The following is a 24502-nucleotide window of genomic DNA, read 5'->3' as shown; positions in this document are numbered from 1 at the left end:
ACCGTAGCTCCCGGCGCTGACCTCCCCAGAAGCTCCTGGCCGGTTCCGGGTCGGCGGCGTCCGGCCACGCACACGGCTCCGCACCCGAACGGTACGATCTTCACCGAACGCACACCTGTGCGAAGAAGTTCGTGGAGAAGCAGGTTCATGTCCCACCCCTTCGTCATCGTCCCCCTCCTCATCCTCCTCATCAGACTGGGCCTCTGGCTGAACAAGCGCCGCAAGGCCGCCAGGGGGCTAGACGCGGCCGCAGCGGGTTTGGTGCCGCGCGCCGAACTGGTCGAAGTGGGCGACGCACCCGCTGCCCCTGCCGCCCGGGCGGCGCTGGACGCGGCCAAGGCCGGGGACTGGCGCCCGGCCGCCGCCTACCTCTCGGACGGCGACGTCGACTGGAGCACCCGCTACTCCCGGATGAACCCGTTCGGCGCCCTCGCGGCCACCGACGACGGGTGGCTCCGGAAGTGGCGCGAGGAGCAGCCGGACAGCCCCCAGGCCGCCCAGGTGCACACCGAGGCGCTGGTCAAGCGGGCGTGGCAGATCCGCACCGCGAAGTACGCCTCGCAGGTGACCCGCGAGCAGGCCATGGGCTTCCACCAGGTGTTGCAGGAGGCCGAGGAGGTGTCGTACGAGGCGGTCCGGCTCGCCCAGCCCGGGGACCCGAACGCCTGGGTGGTGCAGCAGTCGATCGCGATGGGCCAGGGCTGGTCGCACGAGCGCTACCGCGCACTGTGGGCGGAGATCGTGGCCCGCGAGCCCCACCACCTCGGCGCGCACGTCTCCGCACTGCAGTACTGGTGCGAGAAGTGGCTCGGCAGCAACGAGTTGATGCACGAGTTCGCCGACAAGGCGATCGCCGGCGCGCCGGCCGGCAGCCTGCTGACGGCGCTCAAGCTGCGGGCGTACTGGGAGCAGATCCTGCGCGACAAGTCCGCCTCCTCGCTCTACCGCTCCCCCGCCTACACGGCCGCCGTGGACGCGGCCCTGCTCGACCTGGCGGCCGCCGATCCCGCCCACCCCGGCATCGTCGCGGCACGCGGCTGGACCGCCCACGCCCTGATCGAGAACGGCCGCCCGGCGCAGGCCCTGGACCTCTTCCGCGGGATGGGCCGGGAGATCGCCGGCCCGTGGCTGTACTACGGGAACCCGGCCGCCGTCTTCGACTCCGCCCGCACCAAGGCCGCCCGCGCTGCGGCCTGACCCCTCCTGACCTGACCTGACTTCACCTGATCCGACCTGACCTGACCTGACCTGACCACCGCAGGCTTCCACGCGACGGCCCTCCGCCCGACAGGCGGAGGGCCGTCGCCGCGTTCCGGCAACTTCTCCCGGATCGGGCCGGGCGGCCACCCGCTCGGCCCACCCGGCCCGGCCGCCTCGGCCCGGCGGTCAGTCCTCGGCGCCCCGCCGCTCCAGCCGGGTCCCGGCCCGCAGTGTGATCGACATCAGGTCGCTGGGACCGTCGAGTTCGAGCCGGTGCCAGCGGCCGCGCGGGACGATCACGGCGCTCCCGGCCGCCAGCCGCACCGACTCCTCTGCCGCACCGGGCTCGACCGGACGGAAGAAGACCCGGGCACCGCCGGCCAGGCAGCACACCGCCTCCTCCGCCTCCGGGTGCATCTCCCAGTGGTCGGCGTGCACGTCGGCGTCGGTCTCCACGTGGAAGGCCGCGACCTGCCAGGCGCCTTCGGCACCGGCACCGCCGCCGGTCATCCGCCGTTCGGTGGCCCGAAGTTCGCCGTCGGGGCGGAAGTGCAGCGCCGAGGCGAACAGGTCGACGACGGCGATCGGAGTGGTGGTCATGAGGAGGTTCCTTCCAGTTGGAGGTCTTCTTGGCGTTCTCCGGCGGCGAGCGGACGCCCCTCGGGTATGCCGGGCCGCCGCCGGGGCAGGACGGTGACGGCGACGACCGCTGCCAGCGCGAACAGCACGGCGCCGGCGGCCAGCCCGAGCGCGTACCCGGCGTCCAGGGCGGCCGGCCCGGCGCCCGGCCCGGTGGTCGCCCCGGTGCTCGATCCGGTGGCCGAGCCGGTGGCCGAGCCGGTGCGGTGGGCGGCGAGGGTGGCCAGGGCCGCCAGCCCGACGCAGCCGCCGAGTTGGCGCGAGCTGTTGAGCAGCCCGGAGGCGGCCCCGGCCTCGCGGGGTGCGACACCGGTGGTCGCGGCGGCGGCGACGGGGGCCAGCACCAGCCCGGTACCGACGCTGGTGACCAGGGACGGGCCCAGGACGTCGCCGAGGAACCCGCCGTCCGGACTGATCAGCGCGAACCAGCCCAGCCCGACGGCGGCCAGTACGGCCCCGGGCACCAGGGCCACCCGCGGGCCGCGGTGCGCGGTGATCCGGGTCGCGACCAGCGAGCCCACCACCAGCCCCGCCGAGAACGGCAGGAACGCGGCCCCGGTGGCGGCAGCGCCCAGCCCGAGCACCTGCTGGAGGTGGAGCGAGACGAAGTAGAAGGCCGCGAACTGCCCGGCGGCAGCCAGGAACACCAGAATGTTCGCCCCGGCGACCCACCGGCTGCGCAGCAATCCGATCCGCAACAGCGGTGCCGGAGAACGGAGTTCGGCCACCACGAAGGCGATCAGCAGCGCAGCCGCAGCGCCCAGCGTCGCCAGGGTGGCCGGGGAGCCCCACCCTCGGCTCTCGGTCCGGACGACGCCGAACACCAGCAACCCGACGCCCCCGGTGGCCAGCACCGCGCCGAGCACGTCCAGCCGTTCCCGCCGTACGGGCTGCGCCCCCGCCCCGATCCCCTCGGGGAGCAGCGCGAGCGCCGTCGCCACGATCGGCAGGTTGACCAGCATGACCCAGCGCCAGCCGGCGTACTCGGTCAGCACCCCGCCGGCCAGCACGCCCAGCGCGCCCCCGGCGGCGTTGGCGGCGCTCCACACCCCGAGGGCGCGCACTCGCCGGGGGCCCTCGGGGAAGGCGGTGGTGAGCATCGCCAGCGCGGCCGGGGCGGCCGCCGCGGCGCCCACACCCTGCCCGGCGCGGGCGGCGACCAGCTGCCAGGGGTGCTGGGCCAGCCCGCCCGCGAGCGAGCAGAGCCCGAAGACGGCCAGGCCCAGCACCAGCAACCGCCGTCGCCCGTACAGGTCGCAGGCGCGGCCGCCGAGCAGCAGCAGCCCGCCGAAGGTGAGCGCGTAGACGTGGATGACCCAGGAGAGGTCGAGCGGGGCGAAGCCCAGGGCGTCGCGGATAGCGGGCAGCGCGACGTTGACCACCGACAGGTCGAGGGCGAGGACGAACTGGGCGACGGTGACCGCCGCGAGCACCAGGCCGGGGCGGCCTCGCGAGTTTTTATACATGTAAGGAAAGTACCCTCGGGAGCTCACGCTGTCGAGCCGCCCAGGACCGGCGGGGCACGACGGGCCCCCGGACGAGGCATGACGAGACGAGGCATGATGAGGGGATGCAGCAGCCCTCCCCCACCCCCCGCAAGGCCACCGGCCGCCCTCCCCGCATCTCCCAGGAGGAGGTCGTCGAGGCGGCCCGCCGGATCGTGGCCGAGGAGGGCGTCGAGCGACTGACCATGCGCCGACTGGCCACCGACATCGGCAGCACCCCGATGGCGCTCTACCACCACGTACACAACAAGGAGGAGTTGCTCGTCCTGCTGCTCGACGACTACGCCGCCCGCACCCTCCACCCGGTCGAGCTCCCGGCGGACCCGCGCGAACGCGTCCTCACCGCGGCCTCCGCGATCCACGACGCGCTCGCCGCCTGCCCCTGGATCGTCGAAGTCCTGGCCGCCGACGACCTGTTCTCCACCCACGCCCTCTGGTTCGTCGAGCAGATCGTCGACGGACTGGTCGACTGCGGCCTGACCCCGGAACGCGCCGTCCAGGGCTACCGTGCGATCTGGTACTACACCGCCGGGGAGATCGTGGTCCGTACCACCGCCGCCAGGCGCCGCACCGACGACGACCGCCCCACCTACCGGGAGCAGGTCTTCGCCGGCCTCGACCCGGCCGTCCACCCCCGGCTGGCCCAGGTCGCCGACCGCTGGGAGAGCCTCACCGCCCAGGACAGCTACCGCGACGGACTGCGCGCCCTGGTCTCCGGCCTCCTCGCCACCGGCTGAAACCTCGCCACCCGCTGAAACGCAGGACCGGCCCGCCGGGCGAAACGCCCGACGGGCCGGTCCCGGGCCGGAGTTCAGGACCAGGGGTCGGTGAACGACCTCCCGGGGACGGGCTTGGCGATCAGCGCGATCGCCGTGAAGAAGTTCACCTGTCCGATCGCCAGCATCAGCGTGACCAGCGCCTTCTCGTCGTAGTGCGCGGCGACCTCGGCGTACAGCTCGTCCGACACCCGCTCGCCGTCCGGGTTGGGCTGCAGCACGGCGTCCACCAGCGCGAGGGCCGCCCGCTCGGCCGCGGTCAGGTACGGCGAGTCCTGCCAGGTGGACACCGAGGTGATCCGCTCCTCCGACTCACCGGCCTTGCGCAGGAAGCCGGTGTGCAGGACGGTCAGGTAGGTGCTGCCGGCGAGCTGCCCGGCCCGCAGCTGGACCAGGCTGACGGTACCGCGCGGGACCGAGCGGTTGCCGACCGCCCGGAACAACGCGGCCGAGACGTCGGCGAGTTCGGGGACGAGCTCGTTCGGGTCGGTGGCCAGCCGGGGGCGGAGCGGGATCTCGGCGGTGATCGAGCGGGCGGTGGTGGATCCGGTGGTGCGGTCGGTGCTCATTCTCGTGTTCCTCTCGGGCGTTCGATGTGCTCTCACCGACCCGACGGATCCCGGCGCCCGAGTGTGACAGCGCCGGGAAAAATTCTTTCAACCGCGCTCCGCCCCGCGCCCGCCGTCGTGCCCCGCCCGCATGCTCAGCACCGCGCCGACCAGGATCAGCACGTTGGCCACCGCCACCGCGGCTGCCACCAACGCCGTCCCCGTGGGTGTCGGTGTCGGCGTGGTCGCGCTGACCGTTGTGGCGGTCGGAGACGGCATGGGCGGGCACTCTTCGCATCGCGGAAGTTAGGCTTGCCTAAGCGTCTCGGCTCCCAACCGGTCGGATCCAGACCGGTCGGGATCCCGACCCGCGGGCGGCCTGAGCCCCACCCCGCCGGAGGCCCGAGCGCCCCGAGAGGTGCCATCCCCGCCCACCGCCGATACTGGGGTCGCAGTCCCGAGGCGGCCCCGGCGGGCCGGGTACGGCCCTCCCCGCGCCGCGGAACCCGAGGAGCTCCCGTGTCCGAACCCGCGCCGACCGGCCCCGTCGGCCCCGCCGCTGCCGGCCCCGCCGGCGGCCCGGTCGTCGTCGGCTTCGACGGCTCCCCCGAGAGCCTCACCGCCACCGAGTGGGCCACCCACGAGGCGCAGCGCCGCGCCGTCCCGCTGGAGGTCCTGGAGGCCTGGCCGTGGCCCAAGCGGGACGTGGTCGGCAGCGACCAGACCTACCACCGTGCCCTGGCCCACCTCGCCGAGCGCGAGTCCGCACTGACCGCCCTGGCGCCCGGCCTCTCCGTCGTCTCCTCCGCCGTGTCCGCCGACCCGGTCGAGGCGCTGGAGGCCGCCTCGCACCGCGCCGCCCTCCTCGTGCTCGGCTCCCGCGGGCTCGGCACCCTGCGCGGCTTCCTGGTCGGTTCGGTCAGCCAGGAGGTGCTGCGGCGCTCCGCCTGCCCGGTCGTCCTGGTCCGCGCCGACCACGACGAACCGGACGGCCCGGTCACCGTCGGCCTCGACCTGACCCACCCCGCCGAGGAGGTGCTGGAGTTCGCCTTCCGGGCCGCCGCCCTGCGCTCCGTCCCGCTGCGGGTGGTCCACGTCTGGTCCCCGCCGGCCGGCAGCGAGTACATGTCCTTCGACGCCATCGGCGGGCTGGAGCCCGAGGTCTCCGCCGTCGAACGGGACGGCCTCACCGCGGCCCTTGCCCCGCTCCGGACCCGCCACCCCGAGGTCGAGGTCACCGCCGACCTGGTCCGCGGCAAGCCCGCCGTCGAACTCGTCGACGCGGCCGCCACCGCCCGCCTGCTCGTCCTCGGCCGCCGCCTGCGCCACGCCCCCCTCCGCCACCACCACCTCGGCCCGGTCGCCCACGCCGCGATCCACCACGTCCACTGCCCGGTCGCCGTCATCCCCTACGGCTGACCACCCACAGCCCGGTGCCACGTCACATCGGAGTTCTCCGGGGGAGGTCGGGCGCGCCCGACCTCCCCCGTGCTCACGCGGTCGGCCAGTTGTGGTACGCCAGGCCGCCGGGATCGGTGAGGGCGCCGTGGATGCCTGCGGCCGGGTAGGGGATCAGGTCCTCCGGCAGAGCGCCATCGGCGAAGAAGCGCAGGTCGAGGCACTTCTCGGGCTCGCGGTTGACGGGCTCGCCCTCCCACTCGGTGGCGACGAAGAACAGGCCGAGGCGCAGCGTGGCGGGGTCCTGGCGGTGCAGGACGGTGTAGGCGAGGCGGAGGTGGTCCGGATCGACCAGGAGGCCGGTCTCCTCCTCGAGCTCGCGGGCGGCGCCCTCGGCCGGCTTCTCGCCGGGGTCGAGTTTGCCGCTGGGGGCATGCCACTGGCCGTAGCCGTAGGGGCCGCCGCGCTGGGACAGCAGGATCTTGCCGTCGGGGGTGCGGGCGATCACGTGGACGTCGACCACCGGCGGCAGGGTCGTGGTTGTGCTGCTACTCATGCTCTCTCCAACTTCCCTGTGGGGTTTTGGTGTTGATCGCTCGGGCCGGGACCGCTTCCAGGATGGCCTGTGCGGTCTGCTCGGAGGTGAGGTGGGTGGTGTCGATGGTGTGCAGCCGGTACCCGAGTCGGTCCAGGATCGGGAGGGCCTCGGTGTAGAGCCGGAGTTCCCGGGCGGTGGCGGCGGCGTCGAGTTCGAAGCGGTGCCGGGTGCCGCGGGCGGCCAGGCGTCGCTGCACGGTGTCCGGGTCGGCGGTGAGGATGACCGCGAGGTCGGGGACGTCGGCGCCCTGGTTGATGGCGAGGAGGAAATCGACGTCGACTCCGTCGGCACGCTGGAGGACGAGGGTGGAGGGCATCCAGCGGTCCATCAGCACGGTGGTGCCGGCCGCGCGGTGGGGGCGGATGTCGGTGTCGAGTTGGTGGAGGCGGTCGGCGGCGACGGCCAGGGCGAGGGCGGGGCCGCGCATCGTCGCGGCGGCCCGGCGCACCGCGGTGCCGTAGGGGGTGGCCGAGGGGCCGGTGGCGGTGTGGACGGTGTGTCCTGACGCGGAGAGAGCGCGGGCGGTGGCGGCGACGGCGGTGGACTTGCCCAGCCCGCTGGGCCCGTCGACGCTGATCAGCAGGCCGCTCACGTCCCGACCTGCTGACGGAGCGTGGAGTTGCGGTGGTGCTGTTCGCGGGAGATGTCGGCGAGCCAGCCGTGGAGCCGGGTGAGGGGAACGTCACCGAACTGCTGGCCGGTACCGAAGTTGAACTCGTCGCGGCCGCGCATCGCCTCGTCGGCGCCGTGGTCGGTGAGGTCGATGTCCTGGTAGGTCTGCATGGCCTCGGGGTCGTGGCCCTGTTGGACGAGGCGGTGGAAGACGGGGCTGCCGGGGTAGGGGCGGAAGGTGAAGGCGGAGGCCCGGAAGGTGCCCTCCAAGCGGTCGGAGAGGGCCCAGAGTTCGCGGATGTGGGCGAGGGTGGCGAGCGCGTCGTCCCGGGTCTCGCCGGGGTAGCCGAGGATGAAGTACCCCTTCACGCCGATTCCGCGTTCCAGGAGCCGGCGAGTGACGTCGAGGGTCATCCCGGGGGTGATCCGTTTGTCCATCGCACGCAGGATCCGCGGGGAGCCGGACTCGATGCCGAGCGCGACCTCGCGCAGTCCGTTGGCTCGCAGCTGTTCCAGGACGGTGTCGTCCTCGCGGGCGAGGACGTTGATCCGCCCCGTGGCGTCCCAGACGTACCTCTCACCGATGCGTTCGGCGGCGAAGGCCTCCAGGGCAGGGTGGATGACGCGGCGCGCGCCGAGGAACAGGTCGTCGACGGCTCTGAACGCGGTACATCCGTACCGGTCGTGGAGCTGGTGCAGCTCGGCAATGATGTTCTCGGGGGTTCGGGTGCGGATGCTGACCTCGGGGTTCATGGAGGCGGCGGCGCCGCAGAACCCGCACTCGTAGGGGCAGCCGCGCGAGCAGACGAGGTTGGCCTCCCATCGGCCGTCGTCGGCCTGGAACGGGTCCTGCGCGAGGTAGCGGCGGTCGAGGGTGAGCGAGTTGATGTCGGGGGCGAGCCAGGGGGCGGTGTCGCCGGGGCGCGGGATACCGGTGGCGGTGGTGCCGAGGAGGCGGTCGCGCCACATCACCTTCGGCAGCTCCCGACGGCGGTGGACGTCGCCGAGGAGGGCGGTGACCCGGGTCTCGCCCTCGCCGATCACCAGGGCGTCCAGCCGCGCGAACCGCGGGTCGGCGAGCACGCGTTGCGGGTCGGCCTTGGCGTGGTGGCCGCCGGCCATCAGGGAGATCACCGGGTCGAGCCTGGCCGCGATCCTCGCCGTGAGGTCGTAGGTCGGGGCGAGGAGGTTGAAGCCCACCCAGCGCGGCCGCAGCTCGTTGATGATGTCGGCGGTGTCCTGGACGCCGAGTCCGTGGGCCTCGGCGTCCAGGATGCCGACGTTGAAGCCGTGCTGGGCGGCGTGGGTGGCGAGGTAGCCCATGCCGAGGACCGGAAGGGTGTAGTCGTTGACACGCGGGCGCAGGTCGTAGTCGCGCAGCGGGGCGTTGACGAACAGGCAGTCGAGGATCCGGTTCGGATCGGCTCCGGCGACCGGGTCACGGGTGGTGCGGGTCGGATCCTCCGAGCTGATCGGTGCGGGCATGGGCCCCCCAGGTGAGTGTCGACAGGGTCAGGGTGTGCAGGTGGCGCGGGTCGTGGCCGGCCAGATGGTGCCAGTGCGCGCCGAACAGGGCCTCGGTCTTCTTCGGCTTGTCGGCGGCGGGCCAGGGGTGGTCGGGGTCGATGCGGGCGGCCCAGGTGCGGACCGCGAGATCGGCGTGCGGGTAGACCGAGAAGTCGCCGGTGAAGTCCGCGGCGGCCGCGGCCGCCGTCCAGGGGCCGATCCTCGGCACGTTCACGAGTTCGGTCGCCAGGGCGGCGGCATCCGACTGCTCCCAGCGGGCACGGCGTTCCAGGTAGGCGGTGGCGGCCGCGCGCAGCGCCGTACGGTGGAAAGTCGTGCCGACGGCGGCGAACTGCTCGTCGGTGAGGGCCAGCACCGCGTCGGGCTCGGGTGCCGTGTGGTGGGCGTGGCCGTGGGCGGGCAACTCGGTGCCGTGGACGGCGCACCAGGTGCGGTAGAGCTTGCGGGCCTGGTCGGCGCGGACGACCTGGCGCAGGATCGCGGTGGTGATCGCGTCCCACAGCCAGGGGTTGGCCACGCGCACGCTCGGCCCGAGGGCGTTCAGCCCGGTGCGCAGGGCGGTCGGCACGGCGTCGGGCAGGTCGCCCGGGTCGGTGGTCACGACGGCGGGCCTGTGGTCGTCCGTACCGTCCGTGCGGGCCAGGTCGAGGCCGGTCGGGCTGAGCGTGGCCAGCCACCGGCCGCCGGCGGTGCGCAGGGGGCGCTGCCAGTGGCCGGTGGTGGTGTTGCGCTGCCAGGCTGGGTGATCGGTCGTCAGGACGGTGTGCACGGGGCACTCCTTGCCTCGGGTGGCGTTCGTGGTGCCCCAGCTTGCCAAGCCGGGAGGGCGCCGTCCGGCGCGGCTGCTGCTCACCGGCTGCCTCGTGGCAGGGGTTCGATGACGCCGGCCGCCGCGAGGGACTCGTACAGGGCGTGGTGTTCGGCGTCGGTCATGGGGCGCGAGTGCACCGGCCGGGCGCCGTCGACGGGTCGGGGCCAGGAGGAGCTCGGTGGGATGCGGTCGGTGGCGGCGTGGGCGGTGGCCGTGTAGGGGCCGCGGAGCATCAGGGTGGTGGTGTCGGGCCGCATGAGGGCCTGGTGCGCGAGGGCGGTGCCCAGGGTGTAGGAGCTGCCGGGCAGTTCGGTGATGGTGACGGCCGGGCGCAGCTGGTCGGCGGTGAAAGGGCCGCTGTCGCGGCCGTCGGTGCGGGTGGAGACGGTGTGGAGGTAACCGCCGGTGAGGACGAGTTGGACGCTGTGGGCGGGGCCGGTCAGTTCGGTGGTGGCGCCGCTGTGGATGGCGCGGAGCCGGCCGGGGTCGAGGCTGCGCAGGTACTGGGGTCGGTGCGTGAGCGCGACGACGTCCCGTACGGTCTGGTAGTCCGGCCAGGCTCGCGGAGTCCTCTGGTCCGAAGTCGATGGGCGGATGGGGTTACGCCGCCGGTATCCGGTCGAGCTCCGGCTGCTGACCGAGCCGCATGCCGACGGCGGACCTGGGCAGGCCAACCCGTACGGGGGTGCCGGTGCACAGCACCACGACCTGCGGCTCGACCTGCCGGCCGAAGACCGTTGCCGGGGAGGGCCGGACCGCCCCGGGCAGGTCGAGTTCGGCCCACACCACCTTGTGGTCCGGCCCTTCGTCGACGCCGAACCGGTCGACCAGCCCAGCCACGAGCAGCAGACCTCGACCGCTGGTGGCGCCCTCCCCCGCCTTTCGGGGTTCGGGCCTGCCGGCCCCGGGGTCGGTGACGGACATCCGCAGCACCCCGGTCGGGGCGAGACACAGCGCAGCAGTCAGCTCTTCGTCCGGCCGGCCGCCGTCGCAGCCGTGCACAACGGCGTTGGCCGCGATCTCGGACATCACCAGCTGGACGTCCTCCACTCGCGGAGCGTTCAGGTGCAGACCGAGCTCCGGCAGCTGCGCCTTGGCCCAGCGGCGAACGGCGCCGATCCGCGCCAGTTCGGCGGGGAACCTCATCGTGACGGTGCGTGGTCTCGGCTCCATCGGGGCGCCTCACTCGGGTCGAATGCCAGGACGTGCCGTACTGCCGCCCTCAGGACGGCCGGACGCGTCGTGCGGCCTGAAACCGCCTTGCAGAAACAGGAAACCGCCCATGGTCGCTAGGAGTAAGGTGTTGGCGACCGTCCGCTGTTTAACGTGTTTAGCGGCACCGCCAGGGAGACCCCCATGGGGCGTACTCGTCAGCCCAACGAGCGGTTGGGCCAGCTCATCCGTGAATCCGGTCGACCCAACGAAGCCCTCGCCCGGGCCTTGTGCGCGGTCGCGGCCGCCCACGACGACCCGGCGCGGCCGAGTCGATCATCCGTCACCCAGTGGGTCCGCTACGGCTGGACCCCCTCCGGCAACCTCCCGCAGTACCTCGCGGAAGTCCTTACCAGGTGGCTCGACCGGGACATCACCCTGGCCGCGATGGGACTCGGCGAGGAGGAACCGGATCTTCGGGACTGGGACTTGGATACGCTGAAAGCCCTGGCGGCTCTTGGACGGATCGACGTTGACGTGGAACGCAGACAGCTCCTCCGCACCCTCACGTACTCGCTCGGGGCGTTGAGCATCCCGCCAAGCAGCTGGTGGGATCACAAAGCCCGTGCCGACAGCCGCAACAGCACCCGGCACCGCGCCGGTCGCGCTGATGTGGAGGCTGTGCGGGAGATGACCGGGCTGTTCTCCCAGCTCGACCAGCGCCGCGGCGGCGGGCACGGCCGCACGGCGGTCGCCCAGTACCTCCTCACGGACGTCCACGACTTCCTCCGCGGCACCTTCGCCTCCGACCAGGTGCGACGCGACATGTTCTCCGCGGCCTCCGAACTCGCCTACCTGGCCGGATGGACGGCCTTCGACAACGGGGAACACCCCACCGCCCAGCACTACTACACCGTCGCCGTGAAACTGGCGGCCGAAGCCGACGATCCCGCCATGGCCGCCCACGTCCTGCGTGCCATGGCCCACCAGGCGGTCGACCTCGGAAAGCCGGGCCACGCCGTCAGGGTCTCGGAGGCCTCCATGTCCGGCGCCCGGTACGCGCTGGCGAGCCCGCGCGAACGCTCCCTCCTCGGCGTCGTCCACGCCCGCGCGCTCGCCGCAGCCGGACGCGCCCCCGAAGCGAACGCCGCGCTGCTCCAGGCCGAACGCGACCTGTCCGCAGCCTCCCCCGGCGACGAGGAACCGGCCCGGGTCTTCTTCTTCGGCGAGGCCTCCCTGGCACATGAGACGGCGTCGGCCCTGCGGGACATCGGCGACCTGGACGGCGCGGCCCGGGAGTTCGAGCGCAGCGTCGCGACGCGTAAGGCCTCCGCGTTCACCCGCACCCACGCCGTCACCCTCGGCCACCTCGGGCTCGTGAAGGCCGAACAGCACTCCGTCGAGGAGGCCTGCGCGATCTGGGCGCGATCGCTGGACGCGATGCAGAGCGTACGCTCAGCCCGTACCCGCGACGTCGCCCTGCAGATCCGCGGAGCGCTGTCCGCCTACCGTGGCCGCAAGGTCCCGGTCATCAACGCCGTCGACCGGCGCGCCGCCGAGTACCTGGCGGCCACCGCCTGACCCGCCGACCTGGCGCGGTCTGTTCACAGGAGGGGAAGCACAGTGACCGAAGTCTTCACCGTGGAGGCACTCGGGTACGTGGTGGGGGGCCGCACCGAGCCCACCGACGACTACTGGGGAGGCACCCGCGCCGTCATCCGGCTCGACGGCGACCGCTTCCCACCGGAGGCCACCAAGGGGCTGGAGGCGTTCTCCCATCTCGACGTGATCTTCCGGTTCCACCTGACCGACCCGACCGACCTGAACTTCGGCGCCCGCCGCCCCCGCGACAACCCGCAGTGGCCCGAGGTCGGCGTCTTCGGCCACCGAAACATGCGGCGCGTCAACTGGCTCGGCTCATCCCGCTGCCGCCTCCTCAAGGTCGACGGCCTGGACCTGCACGTCGAGGACCTGGACGCCGTGGACGGCACCCCAATCCTCGAGGTGAAGCCCTGGTTCGAGGAGTTCGGCCCCCGCGGCGACACCCACCAGCCCGCGTGGACCACCGAGATGCTCCACGACTACTTCGCCCCGGGCCCCACCACGCCCTGATCGGGTCACCGCGAACGGTGGGTTTCCGACGACCGGACCCAGCGAGTTGGTGGTCGTTGTGACATCAACCGTTCAGCAGTGTGAGCAGACAGCTGGCAGACGTGCGGCCCGGCCGGGGGACCGTGCCCCGGACGGGCCGTACGGGCTTTCAGGGGCGCAAGTATCCGAGGGCGTGGGTGCGCGGCCTGGGGACGTCGAGGTCGCGGCGGACGAAGCGGGCCAGGTCGCGGGTGGTGGCGGTGTCGCAGGCGATCCACACGTAGGACGGACGGGCGGATCAGGCAGTTGAGGCCACAGCGGACCGCCGCGCCAGGGCCTCCGACATCCGCACCGTCGCGTACAGGGAGGCGACCAGCGCGAGGGTGAGCGCCGCTCCCCCGGCGAAGAGGGTGCCGGAGGAGACGGCCTTCGGGCTGCCGGCCTCGGCGCGGGCCGAGCCGGAGATGAACGGCACCACGGCGAGCACCGCGACGCCGAGGGCGACCTCGCCCCAGACGACCTTGGGGAAGTGCCGGAGCGTCAGGTGCAGCAGCGAGCCGGTGTCGTCGGTGCTGCGCGCCCGTACGATCCGGGGCATCAGCCAGAGCTGGTTGAAGGCTCCGGCCGCGACCAGACCGGCGACCAGGAGGATCTTGACGAGCAGCGCGACTCCGTAACCGGTGGTCCAGAGCTGTGGGATGCCGCCGACGTGCCTCCAGCTCAGCCACAGTCCGGAGACGGTGACGGTACCGACGCAGACCATCGCGACGAGGCCGAAGCGCCGCCACACGTCCGCCCAGAGCAGCCCGGCGCCGTCGCCGAGGCGCCTGCGGGTGCCGGCGAGCGCCGCGAGCAGGGCCAGGCCGCCGAGCCAGACCACGCCGGAGACGATGTGGGCCTGGTCGAACACCAGGTTCAGCCACGCGTCCAGGTCGGCGGGAGCGGTGGTCGGCACGGCGCCGACCAGGGTGACGGCGAGCGCCAGGGGCAGCGCGGCGAGGGCGATCCGGTCCACGTGGCGGCGGGCGGCCGGCACGGCGAGGGCGATCAGGACGGCGGCGGTCACGACCAGGACGGCGTTCTGGACCAGGTACACGGTGCCCTGGGCGATCCAGGCCCCCTTGGCCGCGGGTGCCCGCAGGAAGTCCAGGATCCGGTCCGGGGCGAGCGCGTCGCCGAAGGGCATCCCCTTCCCGGCCCGGGCCACCCGGGCGGCGAGCTGGAAGTAGCCCGCGACCAGCAGGACGGCGCCGACCCCGGCCAGGTAGCCCGCAGCCCTTCTTCGCAGCACCTCGGCGTCCCGGGCGCCCGTTTCCGGGGCCCGCAGGGCCGGGCGTACGGCGGTCGCATAGGTGACGGTGGCTCCGATGGCCCCGCTGAGGCTGAGGAAGTAGCCGGCCTTGGTGAGGACCCGCCAGAGCTGGGGCATGGCGTATCCGGCCGTGGTCGCGGCCAGGGAAGCAGTGTGCATTAGGTGAGGCTAACCTAATTTCACCTCAAGGTCACAACGCCGTCCCCCCGCCACCCCCTGGAGCCACCCTCTGGATCCACTCCCGGGGCCACCCCCCGGAGCCGGCCCCGACGCGCTCAGCCCAGAAGCTTCGTCACCACCCGGTCGAGCGCGCGGAGGTCCTCCGGCGGCAGGGCGAGCAGGGCGTCCGGCGGGGTGGTGAGGATGCCGGTGGCGAGCGCGGCCTTCGCCTCGCCCTCCTCGGTGAGGTGGACCAGCTTGGAGCGCCGGTCGGCGGGATTGGTGATGCGCTCGGCGAGGCCGCGCCGCACCAGGTCGTCGACGATCACGGTGGTGTACGGCGGATCGGCGGTCAGCCGTTCGGCCAGCTCCCGCAGGGTGATCGGGCCGCCGGCGAGGCGGCGCAGCGCCCGGACCCGGCCGAAGCTCATCCCGAGGGCCTCGGCGACGGCCTTGCGCCGGTTGTAGCGTTCCAGCACGAGCGCGTTCATCCCCTGCCAGACCCGGCCCGCCGTCCCGGGGTCGACCTCGCCCGCCTGCGGGTGCCCGCCGGTGTCACTGCGCCCCATCAGGCGTCCACCCTCTCCTTTGCCGTCCTGCTGTCCCCGCCGGGCTCCCCGTCTGCCTCCTCGGCGGCGAGCCGCTCCGCCGTGCGCTCGGCCGTCGCCCGGGCCCAGCGGCCGGAAGTGAGCGTACCGGCGACCAGCACGACGGCACCGCAGCCGGCGATGATCCACCACGCCGTCCGCGCCGTCCCGGTGAAGGCCGCGGGGTCGGCGTGCGCCGCGCCCGCCATCAGGGCGCCGATCACGGCCACGCCCAGCGACTGGCCGACCTGCCGGCTGGTGGAGGCGACGGCCGCCGCCACCCCGGCCTGGGCGCGGGGCATCCCGGACACGGCGGTGTTGGTGATGGGCGCGTTGACCAGGCCGAACCCGATGCCGAACAGCAGGAACGCGAGCACCAGCAGACCGGTCGACAGGTGCTCGGAGTAGCTGACCGCCTGGATCACGGCGCTCGCGCTCAGGGCCGTACCGGCCAGCAGCAGCGGCGTACGCGGGCCTCGTGCGGCCACCATCCGGCCGGACAGCGGGCCGGTCACCAGCGCCATGACGGCCATCGGCAGCATGTACAGCCCGGCGTGCAGCGGGTCGAGCCCGCGGACGTCCTGGAGGTAGAGGGAGCTGACGAACAGGAAGCCACCGAGACCGGCGAAGGCGGCGACCGCGATCACGGTGGCGCCCGCGAACGGCGCGGAGCGGAAGAACCGCAGGTCGATCAGGGGGTCCGTACGCCGGGGCTCGTACCGGAGCAGGCCCAGCAGTGCGGCCAGGGCCGCCGCCGTGCAGCCGAGCACCACGGGCGAGGTCCAGCCGCGCTGCGGCGACTCGATGATCGCGTACGTGAGTCCGGCGAGCAGTACGACGACCATTGTCTGGCCGACCGGGTCCACCCGGCGGGCCCGGGCCGCCCGTGACTCCGGGACGTACCGGCCCGTCAGGAAGAGGGCGGCGAGGGCGATCGGGACGTTGATCCAGAAGATCGCCCGCCAGCCGGCCGACTCCACCAGCGCCCCGCCGAGGATCGGCCCGGCGGCCATGCTGATGCCCACGACGCCGCCCCACACGCCTATCGCGCGGGCGCGCCGGCGGGAGTCGGTGAAGGTGTTGCTGATGATCGACATCGCGACGGGGTTGAGCATCGAGCCGCCGACCGCCTGGAGCATCCGCGCCGCGATCAGCCAGCCGAGCCCGGGGGCCAGGCTGCACAGCAGGGAGGCCGCGCCGAACACCACCAGCCCGATCCGGAACACCCGGCGCCGCCCGATCCGGTCGGCGGTCGATCCGGAGAGCATCAGCAGGCTCGCCAGGACCAGGGTGTAGGCGTCGACCGTCCACTGCAGCCCGGACACCGAGGTGTGCAGGTCGCTCCGGATGGCGGGCAGGGCCACGTTCAGGATGGTGACGTCGAGGCTGACCATCAGCAGGCTCATGCAGCAGATGGCCAGCACGAGCCAGGGCCGTGGAGGGGCGGCTTCGGGCATGGGGAACACTCCCAGAGTTAATTGTGTTGGTGTAATCATTGTGGTCACACAACTAACCTGGAGGCAACTCCCACCCGACACCGACACAAAGGGCCAACTCCCGGGCGAGCACGTCCGGATGCGGTCTCCTCCTGCGCCCCGACTCCCGATATAACGGGGACGAGGGGGACCGAGGAGGGTGCAGCATGCAGGCGAGGAAGCAGCAGGAGCAGGCCGGGCACGCCCAGCACGACCCGAGCACGACCCGCCGGGCCGACACCCGGGCAGGCCAGGCGGGACGAGCAGGCCAGGCGGGACGGGCAGGCCAGGCCTGCCGGACGGGACGGGCCGAAGGCGCCGTGCCCCCGCAGTCCGTCGCCGACCTCCAGCGCACCGTCGGCAACGCCGCGACCACCCGCGCACTCCAGCGCGCAGCGGACGGTCGGCCCGGCGGCCGGCCGGTGGTGCAGCGGATGCTGGACAAGAACACCGTGGAGACCGCCTTCGCGGCCGGCACCTTCGAGGGAGGGACCGTCGCCTCGGGCCGACGGGCGGACGAACTCCGGAAGATCGTGTGGGAGAACCACCTGGCCGCCATCTCGGAGATCTGCAAGCGGCACAAGTACACCATCGCCATCCGGGAGACGGGCGAGTTCTCGATCCGGCGGATCGCGGAGGGCGCCAAGGCCAAGCCGCACACCATCCTGGAGAAGTCGATCAAGCCCGCCTCCGTCGGCAAGAAGTACGGCACCGGCCCGGGGCAGGTCCAGGGCGACCCGGCGACGATCCTGGCCTGGCTGGAGGCCAACGACCTGAGCGGCTTCGTCGGCCACTGGAACGACCAGGGCCTGGCCGGCGTGCGGATCGACAACCCGCCTCCGACGCTCGCCGCCGGGATCGTGCACACCGGCGCCAACGGCGAGCCGTACGTCCCGCTCGACATGCAACAGGCGGGCGGCGGACCGGCGTTGACGGCCCTCAAGGCCGATCCGAACTGGAAGCAGTACCTCTACACCGGGGACTACGACCTGCACGAGGTGTACTCCGCCCAGGGCGGCACGGGCGGCGGCCAGATCCCGGAGGCGACCAGGGAGAAGGCCCAGCTGCTGAACCGGCTCAACGCGGGGATCGCCAGGAACACCCAGCAGGAGCCGGTGGCCCGGCACGGCACGGTGGCCCTGGACCACGGCCGGCTGCACACCCAGCCCGGCTCCGACTACGCCATGTTCCAGCACGGCGACCAGGCCACCTACCGGATGAACCAGTACCTGGAGTCGACGGTGGCCCGGTTCGCCCAGCAACTGGTGCGGGCCGTCGCCACGGAGGCCGACGAACCGCTCGCCTGGTGCCGGATGGGCACCTGGTACGTCACCCGCGACCGCGAGGAGCACAAGGCGCTGCGCAAGTGCTGGGGCTTGAAGGTCCCCCACACCTGGGAGGACGAGAACGTGGAGCGCACCGCCGAGGGCGGCTACCGCACGGCCCGCTACACGGCCTGACCCCACCGCCCTCGGAGCCCAGCGGCCCGGAAACGACACCGCCACCGCTCCATGATCACAGATGGATCAAGATTACTCTTCCCTTACACATCCTTGACCCCTCATTGGGTTGATGTGTCGTCATATGTCGATCTTGTCCGTGCCTACGATCCGTGTGCGAGCTGTCGCAGTGGCAGCTTGTCGACAAGGAGTCATGAATGCACAGGCAGATACCGGCCAGGGTGGTGAGCGGCTCACTCGCGCTGGCGGTGGCGGTCTCCCTCCTGGCGGGATCGGAGGTCGCCTTCGCGGCGGGCCCGAAGCCGGGCGGCAGCGGCGACAGCGCCGCCAAGCCCTCCCCCACCACGGCCGCTGACATCCCCTCGGCCCGCGTCGCGGCCCGGCTCTCGGGGCAGCGGGTCGAGGCCCTCTCGGCGCGGACCGAGACCTCCACGACGTGGGTGAACAAGGACGGGTCGCTCACCACCGAACTCAGTGCGGGCCCGATCCGATTCCTCCGCGACGGTGCTCAGAGCGGCCAGGTCGGCCAGCTCGGCCAGAACGGCCAGGGCCCCCGGAACGGCAAGGAAAGCAAGGAAAGCAAGGACGGCAAGGCGGCGGAAAGCCGCGGGAACACCACCGAGGGCAAGGGCGGCACCGCCGCCGACTGGGTGGACGTGGACCTCGCCCTGCAGACGGCCGCCGACGGTTCGGTGGCCCCCAAGGCGCACCCCAACGGCCTCAAGCTGGCCGGTTCCGGCGGCACCCGCGCCGGCTCGTACGCCGAGTCGCAGTCCGGCGCAGGCGAGGACCGCACCCTGGTCACCCTCGGCCGGGGCGAGCAGCAGGTCGAGCTGCAGTGGAAGGGCGGCCTGCCCAAGCCCGAGCTGGACGGCACCAAGGCGGTGTACCGGGACGCGATCAGCGACGGCGCCGTCGACCTCGTCGTGGAGGCCACCCGGACCGGCTTCGAGCAGTACACCGTCCTCAAGCAGCGCCCCAGCGCGGCCGGTTACTCGTACACCATGCCGCTCAGGGCCAAGGGCCTGAAGGCCGAGGCGCGGCCGGACGGCAGCGTGGTGTTCACCGACGCCGCCTCCGGCGAGCAGCGTGCGATGCTGCCCGCCCCGGTGATGTGGGACTCCACCGTCGACGACATCGCCGGCGCGCGCAGCCACAAGGCCCGGGTGGACCTGAAGGTCGTCCAGCACGGCGACGACATCGACCTGGTCTTCACCCGGACGCGGCGTTCCTGGCCGATCCGGCGACGAAGTACCCGGTGACGGTCGACCCGTCCACCACGGGCCTGGGCAACGTCTTCGACACCTACGTCCAGAAGGGCGAGTCGGTCGACTGGTCGGCCGACACCGAGCTCGACCTGGGCAACCCGGGCACCAAGAACGCCGACGGCAGCTCCCGCGAGGCCCGCTCCTTCATCACCTGGGACACCGCGCCGATCGCCGACGCGCTGGTGATGAACGCGCAGCTGTCGCTGTGGAACTTCCACGCCGGCAACAGCGACTGCCAGCCGTACGCCTGGGAGGTCTGGGACACCGGCCGGCCCTCCACCGCCTCCCGGTGGACCAGCCAGCCGGCCTGGAACGCCAAGAAGGCGACCTCGACCGAGACCAAGGGGCGGGACGGCTGCGGCGGTGACGGCTGGGTCAACGCGGACGTCACCGGCCTCGTCCAGACCTGGACCTCCGCCAAGAACCAGCTCTCCAGCATGGGCCTGCGCGCCCCGGACGAGGTCAACACCAAGTACTGGAAGCAGTTCAACTCGGCCAACGCGGCCGGCAACGTGCCGAAGCTGACGGTCACGTACAACTACCGTCCGCGCACCGGCACCGACCAGCAGGCCGGTTCACCGTTCTACAAGGACGCGGCCGGGACGTGGTGGGTCAACTCGACCACCCCGACGCTGCGGGACACCTTCGTCGACCCGAACAACGACAAGGTCGACGGCACCTTCCAGATCTTCGACAACGACACGAACGCGCAGGTCGGCAACGTCCTGGTGTCGCCGTTCGTGCCGAGCGGCTCGCCCGCCTCGGTGAAGGTCCCGGCCGGGCTGCTGGCCAACGGGAAGACCTACCGGTTCCGTACCTCGCCGTACGACGGCACCCACTACAACAACACCTGGTCCCCGTGGGCGTACTTCACGGTGGACACCTCGGCGCCCTCCGCGCCGGGCGCGGTGACCTCGACCGACTACCCCTCGGGCCAGTGGGTCAAGGGCGCCGGGCAGAGCGGCGTCTTCACGGTGACCCCGCCGGCCGGTGACCAGAGCGCCCTGGAGTGGACGCTCGACGGCGCGAACTGGACCAAGGTCGCCACCGGGGGCGCCGGCACGCCGGTCGGCCTGACCGTCACCCCGGCCAAGGCGGGCACCAACACCCTCCAGGTGCGGGCGGTGGACCGGGCGGAGAACAGGTCCGAGGCCGTCTCCTACACCTTCCAGGTCGGGGCCGGCGGCGTGACCGCGCCCAACGACGGCACCCGCACGGCCGCCCGCGTCCCGCTGGTCGCGGAGGCGGACGGCGCCAAGTACGACAAGGTCGCCTTCTCCTGGCGCCGCTCCGACGCCGACGCCTGGACTCCCGTCCCGGCCGGCGACGTCGCCGACGGCGGTACGGCGCTCGCCTCCTGGCCGGTCGCGCTGAGCGGCGGGAAGGGCCCCGCACTGACCTGGAACGCCACCAGCACCGTCAATCCGGACGGCACCGTCCAGGTGCGCGCGGACTTCACCGGCCCCAACGGCGCCGCCGTCTCCACCGAGCCGGTCAAGGTCGTCGTCGACCGCAAGGCGGGCGGCGCGGCCACCCAGAAGGTCGGCCCCGGCGAGCTGAACCTGCTCACCGGTGACCTGACCGTCTCGGCCACCGACGTCTCGGTGTTCGGCATGACGGTCGGCCGCACCAGCTCCTCGCGCGACCCCAAGGGCGCCGCGAACAAGGACGGCCAGGCGCCGGTCTTCGGCCCGAACTGGACCTCCGGCATCTCCTCGGAGGTCTCCGCCTCCGCGTACACCGAGATCCGCAGGACCTCGGCGACCTCGCTCGACGTGGCCACCACCGAGGGCGGCACGGTCTCCTTCACCGCCAACGCCGCCGGGAACGGCTGGGTGCCCGAACCGGGCAGCGAGGAGCTGACCCTCAAGGGCTCGTTCGCGGGCGGGGACTTCACCCTCTCCGACACCGAGGGCAGCGTCACCTCCTTCGCCAAGGTCGACCCGGCCGCCGCCACCTGGACGGTGACCTCCAGCCTGCTGGACGGCCTGGCGAACACCACCACCACGGTGGTCTCGGAGAAGACCGTGGCCGGCGGGAAGACCCTCGCCCGGCCCAGGTACGTGATCGCCCCGACCTCCGCGGCCACGGCCACCGCCTGTGCGGCGGACGTGACCACCAAGGGCTGCCGCGTCCTGCAGTTCGTCTACGCCGACACCACGACCGCCACGGGCAAGGACAACGCCGACCAGTTCGGCGACTTCGCCGGCCAGGTCAGCACCATCAAGCTGTGGGCCACCGCCCCCGGTGCCGCGGGCTCCACCGCCACCGACGTCGCCGCCTACCGGTACGACAACACCGGTGCGCTGCGCCAGGAGTGGGACCCGCGCCTGGACCAGGCCTCCCAGACCAAGTACTGGTACTACGGCGAGCCCGGCCAGGACGGCCTGCTGTCCTGCATCCAGCACGGCGGCAAGCCCGCCACCTGCATGGACTACCGCAACGTGCCGAGCAGCCCCGCCGCCGGCGACGGCATGCTCACCAAGGTCCGGCACGACACCCTCGCGCCCGGGACCACCGGCACGGTCAACGGCAGCGCCGCCACCGTCGTCGTCTACGGCGTCCCGACCACGGGCGCCAAGGCGCCCGAGGACCTCTCGGCCTCGGCCGGTGCGGCCTGGGGCCAGACCGACCTGCCGACCGACGCCACGGCGGTCTTCCCCGCCGACCAGGTCCCCGCGTCCAGCAACGGCACGGAGCTGAACGCCGGCGACTACACCCGTGCGACGGTCAGCTACCTGAACGCCTCCGGCCGCCAGGTCAACAGCGTCGCGCCCGGCCACCGGGTCACCACCACCGAGTACGACAAGTGGGGCAACGCGGTCCGCACCCTGACCGCCGCCAACCGCGAACTCGCCCTCGGCACCACCGACGAGGCCAAGGCCCAGCTCGCCGACCTCGGCATCGACACGCTCCCCTCGGGCGAGCGCGCCAAGCTGCTGTCGACCGTCACCGCGTACAGCGAGGACGGTCAGCGTGAGACCGAGTCCTCGGGCCCGCTGCACCGGGTGACCCTGGCCGCCGACGCCGTCAGCGGCACCACCACGGTGGCCAGGGCCGGCACCCAGGTGACCGCCCGCACCCGCACCGTCAAGACCTACGACGAGGGCCGCCCGACCGACGGCACCGCCAAGGTCAAGGACCAGGTCACCACGACCACCTCCGGCGGCGCCCTGCGCGGCTGGCCGGACGTCTTCGCCGAGACCCGGACCGACAAGAACGTCTACGACTGGGCCCTCGGCGTCCCGACCAGGAAGGTCCAGGACGCCGACGGCCTCAAGCTGACCACCGTCACCGGCTACGACGCCCAGGGCCGGGTCACCTCCCAGTCCCTGCCCGCCTCCGGCGGGTCCGACGCCGGCACGCGGACCACGAGCTACTGGACCGCCACCGGCACCGGCCCCTGCGCCGGCCGTCCGGAGTGGGCCGACCTGGTCTGCCGGACCGGCCCGGCCGGCCCGGTCACCGGCGGCGGCGCCAACCCGGCGCAACTGCCCGTCAAGACCGTCCAGTACGGACTGTTCGGCCAGACCGCCCAGACCGACGAGACGGCGGGCGGGGTCACCCGCACGACGACCATCACCTCGGACCCGGCCGGCCGCCCGGTGACCACCACGGTCAGCGGCGGCGTCGGCCCGGCGGCCCCGGCCACCACCGTCAGCTACGACCCCGCCACCGGCCAGGTCGTCAAGCAGACCTCCGCCACCGGCGGGACCATCACCAAGGCGTACGACGACCTCGGCCGCCTGATCTCCTACACCGACGCCGACGGCGCCACCACGACCACCGAGTACGACGCGCTGGACCGGCCCACCAAGGTCACCGACAGCTCGCCGTCCACCACCACCTACGGCTACGACACCGCCGCCGAGCCGCGCGGCCTGGCCACCTCGGTGACCGACTCGGCGGCCGGCACCTTCACCGCCCGCTACGACGCGGACGGCAAGGTCACCGCCCAGGGCCTGCCCGGCGGCTACACCAGCACCGACCGGACCGACCCGACCGGCACCGTCGTCACCCGCACGCACACCCGCAACAGCGACGGCGCCGTGCTGGTCAACGACGCCGTCACCGAGACCGTCCACGGCCAGTGGGCCACCCACACCGGCACCCCCGGCGTGACCGCGGCCCAGAGCTACGCCTACGACCGCGCCGGGCGCCTGACCCAGGTGCGCGACACCTCCACCGACGCCGTCTGCACCACCCGCACGTACGGCTTCGACAACAACACCAACCGCACCAGCCTCGCCACCGCCACCGCGCCCCGCGGCCAGGAGTGCACGACCACCGGAGCGACCACTCAGACCAGCACCTACGACAGCGCCGACCGCCTGGTGAACCCGGGCTACGCCTACGACGCGTTCGGCCGCACCACCGCCCTGCCGGGCAGCACGGTGAGCTACTACAACACCGACCTGGTACAGCAGCAGACCGCCGGCAACAGCCGCTTCACCTGGACCCTCGACGCCGCCCAGCGCCTGCGCGGCTGGACCACCGAGACCAACTCCGGCACCGCGTGGGCGGTTTCGGGCGGCCGGACGAACCACTACGGCAGCGACGGCGACAGCCCGCGCTGGATCGCCGTGGACGGCACGGCCTCGCGCAACGTGACCGGGCCCACCGGCGACCTCGCCGCCACCACCACCGGCAGCGCGGTCACCCTGCAACTGGCCAACCTGCACGGTGACGTGACGCTCCAGCTCCCGCTGGACACCGCCGTCGCACCGACCGTCCTGGACTACGACGAGTACGGCCAGCCCCGCGCCGGCCAGCCCGCCGTCCGGTACGGCTGGACCGGAGCCAAGCTCCGCTCCGCCGAAACCCCCGGCGGCGGCCTGGTCCTGATGGGCGTGCGTCTCTACAACGGCTCCACCGGCCGCTTCCTGTCCCTCGACCCGGTCTACGGCGGCAACGCCAACGCCTACGACTACGTCTCCGCCGACCCGCTGAACCGCTACGACCTCGACGGCAACATCTGCTGGAGCTGCGGCTGGAAGCGGACCAAGTCCTTCGCCCGCAAGACCTGGAACGAGAACAAGCAGACCATCATCACCTGGGGCGTCGGCATCACCGTCGCCGGCGGCTGCACCATCCTCACCGGCGGCGCGGGCGCGGCCGGCTGCGCCTACCTCGGCGGCGCCGTCGGCGGGGCCGTCGGCTACCGCTACGGGTACAGCGGGCGCCGCAGCTACGGCGGCTACGCCCGGGCGACGATCGTCGGCTCCGTCACGGCGGGCTTCGGCGGCGGTGCCTTCTTCCGCGGCTTCCGCTTCTTCCGCGGCGGCGGCGCCCACCGCGGCGCCTGGGGCTGGTGACGCCCGCGCTCCGTCAAGTCATTACCATCGCTTTGCCGACCGTCAGGCCGTCCATGGAGGATTGAAATA

The 24502-nt window shown here is 72.8% G+C and carries 21 protein-coding genes and 1 pseudogene; 8 read left to right on the top strand and 14 right to left on the bottom strand.

Annotated elements, in window-relative coordinates; all coding sequences use genetic code 11:
• The first annotated feature begins 147 nt into the window (after nt 1-147).
• On the top strand, nt 148-1197 hold the full coding sequence (locus AB0F71_RS19980) for a DUF4034 domain-containing protein (RefSeq protein WP_360235900.1): 1050 nt from the start codon (nt 148-150) through the stop codon (nt 1195-1197).
• 189 nt (nt 1198-1386) lie between these two features.
• Here AB0F71_RS19980 and AB0F71_RS19975 read toward each other — a convergent pair whose 3' ends face one another.
• Entirely contained in the window at nt 1387-1800 is a 414-nt protein-coding gene (locus AB0F71_RS19975) for a cupin (RefSeq protein ID WP_360235898.1), read from the bottom strand.
• Nucleotides 1797-3305, bottom strand: a complete 1509-nt coding sequence (locus tag AB0F71_RS19970) for an MFS transporter (RefSeq protein WP_360235895.1) — start codon at nt 3303-3305, stop codon at nt 1797-1799. The genes AB0F71_RS19975 and AB0F71_RS19970 overlap by 4 nt, the downstream gene beginning before the upstream one ends.
• 104 nt (nt 3306-3409) lie before the next feature.
• Here AB0F71_RS19970 and AB0F71_RS19965 point away from each other — a divergent pair, with 104 nt between their 5' ends.
• Nucleotides 3410-4081: a TetR/AcrR family transcriptional regulator gene (locus AB0F71_RS19965; RefSeq protein ID WP_360235892.1), complete on the top strand. Its 672-nt coding sequence runs from the start codon at nt 3410-3412 to the stop codon at nt 4079-4081.
• A 74-nt stretch (nt 4082-4155) separates the two neighbouring features.
• On the opposite strand, the gene AB0F71_RS19960 is transcribed toward AB0F71_RS19965, so the two are convergent.
• Complete coding sequence (locus tag AB0F71_RS19960) at nt 4156-4689, bottom strand: carboxymuconolactone decarboxylase family protein (RefSeq protein ID WP_360235889.1); 534 nt, start codon at nt 4687-4689, stop codon at nt 4156-4158.
• 87 nt (nt 4690-4776) lie between these two features.
• Nucleotides 4777-4947: a hypothetical protein gene (locus tag AB0F71_RS19955; RefSeq protein WP_360235886.1), complete on the bottom strand. Its 171-nt coding sequence runs from the start codon at nt 4945-4947 to the stop codon at nt 4777-4779.
• A 240-nt stretch (nt 4948-5187) separates the two neighbouring features.
• Here AB0F71_RS19955 and AB0F71_RS19950 point away from each other — a divergent pair, with 240 nt between their 5' ends.
• Nucleotides 5188-6087, top strand: coding sequence for a universal stress protein (locus tag AB0F71_RS19950; protein WP_360235883.1), 900 nt, complete (start codon nt 5188-5190; stop codon nt 6085-6087).
• Between the two features lie 73 nt (nt 6088-6160).
• Here AB0F71_RS19950 and AB0F71_RS19945 read toward each other — a convergent pair whose 3' ends face one another.
• The 6 genes from AB0F71_RS19945 to AB0F71_RS19920 all read right to left on the bottom strand — a co-directional run bounded on the left by AB0F71_RS19945 (nt 6161) and on the right by AB0F71_RS19920 (nt 10787).
• Nucleotides 6161-6622, bottom strand: coding sequence for an NUDIX domain-containing protein (locus AB0F71_RS19945; protein WP_360235880.1), 462 nt, complete (start codon nt 6620-6622; stop codon nt 6161-6163).
• Nucleotides 6615-7256, bottom strand: a complete 642-nt coding sequence (locus AB0F71_RS19940) for a dTMP kinase (RefSeq protein WP_360235877.1) — start codon at nt 7254-7256, stop codon at nt 6615-6617. The genes AB0F71_RS19945 and AB0F71_RS19940 overlap by 8 nt, the downstream gene beginning before the upstream one ends.
• A complete protein-coding gene (locus AB0F71_RS19935; protein ID WP_360235874.1) occupies nt 7253-8761 on the bottom strand; it encodes a radical SAM protein in 1509 nt (502 codons plus the stop codon). The genes AB0F71_RS19940 and AB0F71_RS19935 overlap by 4 nt, the downstream gene beginning before the upstream one ends.
• Nucleotides 8715-9572 carry a hypothetical protein gene (locus AB0F71_RS19930; RefSeq protein WP_360235871.1) on the bottom strand — a complete coding sequence of 286 codons (858 nt, stop codon included), beginning with the start codon at nt 9570-9572 and terminating at the stop codon, nt 8715-8717. Before AB0F71_RS19930 ends, AB0F71_RS19935 begins: the two co-directional genes overlap by 47 nt.
• A gap of 80 nt (nt 9573-9652) precedes the next feature.
• Nucleotides 9653-10288: a hypothetical protein gene (locus tag AB0F71_RS19925; protein ID WP_360235868.1), complete on the bottom strand. Its 636-nt coding sequence runs from the start codon at nt 10286-10288 to the stop codon at nt 9653-9655.
• Entirely contained in the window at nt 10215-10787 is a 573-nt protein-coding gene (locus AB0F71_RS19920; protein WP_360235865.1) for an ATP-binding protein, read from the bottom strand. The genes AB0F71_RS19925 and AB0F71_RS19920 overlap by 74 nt, the downstream gene beginning before the upstream one ends.
• A 183-nt stretch (nt 10788-10970) precedes the next feature.
• Here AB0F71_RS19920 and AB0F71_RS19915 point away from each other — a divergent pair, with 183 nt between their 5' ends.
• Both AB0F71_RS19915 and AB0F71_RS19910 read left to right on the top strand, forming a co-directional pair.
• Nucleotides 10971-12347 (top strand): Tat pathway signal protein, encoded by a 1377-nt coding sequence (locus AB0F71_RS19915; protein WP_360235862.1) that lies wholly within the window; start codon nt 10971-10973, stop codon nt 12345-12347.
• A gap of 42 nt (nt 12348-12389) precedes the next feature.
• Nucleotides 12390-12878: a TrmO family methyltransferase gene (locus AB0F71_RS19910; RefSeq protein WP_360235859.1), complete on the top strand. Its 489-nt coding sequence runs from the start codon at nt 12390-12392 to the stop codon at nt 12876-12878.
• A gap of 148 nt (nt 12879-13026) precedes the next feature.
• Here AB0F71_RS19910 and AB0F71_RS19905 read toward each other — a convergent pair.
• From AB0F71_RS19905 to AB0F71_RS19890, 4 genes and pseudogenes are all read right to left on the bottom strand, one after another.
• A pseudogene (locus AB0F71_RS19905) lies at nt 13027-13143 on the bottom strand (siderophore-interacting protein); the annotation flags it as partial.
• Nucleotides 13144-13155: 12 nt separating this feature from the next.
• Nucleotides 13156-14328, bottom strand: coding sequence for a CopD family protein (locus AB0F71_RS19900; protein WP_360235856.1), 1173 nt, complete (start codon nt 14326-14328; stop codon nt 13156-13158).
• A 116-nt stretch (nt 14329-14444) separates the two neighbouring features.
• The gene (locus tag AB0F71_RS19895; RefSeq protein ID WP_360235853.1) at nt 14445-14897 is read right to left on the bottom strand and encodes a MarR family transcriptional regulator; all 453 of its coding nucleotides are present in this window, start codon (nt 14895-14897) and stop codon (nt 14445-14447) included.
• Nucleotides 14897-16372 (bottom strand): MFS transporter, encoded by a 1476-nt coding sequence (locus AB0F71_RS19890; RefSeq protein WP_360235850.1) that lies wholly within the window; start codon nt 16370-16372, stop codon nt 14897-14899. The genes AB0F71_RS19895 and AB0F71_RS19890 overlap by 1 nt, the downstream gene beginning before the upstream one ends.
• Before the next feature lie 185 nt (nt 16373-16557).
• On the opposite strand from AB0F71_RS19890, the gene AB0F71_RS19885 reads away from it, so the two are divergent.
• From AB0F71_RS19885 to AB0F71_RS19875, 3 genes are all read left to right on the top strand, one after another.
• Nucleotides 16558-17850, top strand: coding sequence for a hypothetical protein (locus AB0F71_RS19885; protein WP_360235847.1), 1293 nt, complete (start codon nt 16558-16560; stop codon nt 17848-17850).
• Between the two features lie 197 nt (nt 17851-18047).
• A complete protein-coding gene (locus tag AB0F71_RS19880; protein ID WP_360235844.1) occupies nt 18048-19112 on the top strand; it encodes a hypothetical protein in 1065 nt (354 codons plus the stop codon).
• A complete protein-coding gene (locus AB0F71_RS19875) occupies nt 19109-24433 on the top strand; it encodes a DNRLRE domain-containing protein (protein WP_360235841.1) in 5325 nt (1774 codons plus the stop codon). Before AB0F71_RS19880 ends, AB0F71_RS19875 begins: the two co-directional genes overlap by 4 nt.
• Nucleotides 24434-24502: the final 69 nt, after the last annotated feature.

The sequence above is a fragment of the Kitasatospora sp. NPDC028055 genome (assembly GCF_040637885.1).
GTDB lineage: Bacteria > Actinomycetota > Actinomycetes > Streptomycetales > Streptomycetaceae > Kitasatospora.
The sequence above is the reverse complement of the archived record's forward strand: the minus strand, read 5'-3'. Positions and strand labels throughout refer to the sequence as shown.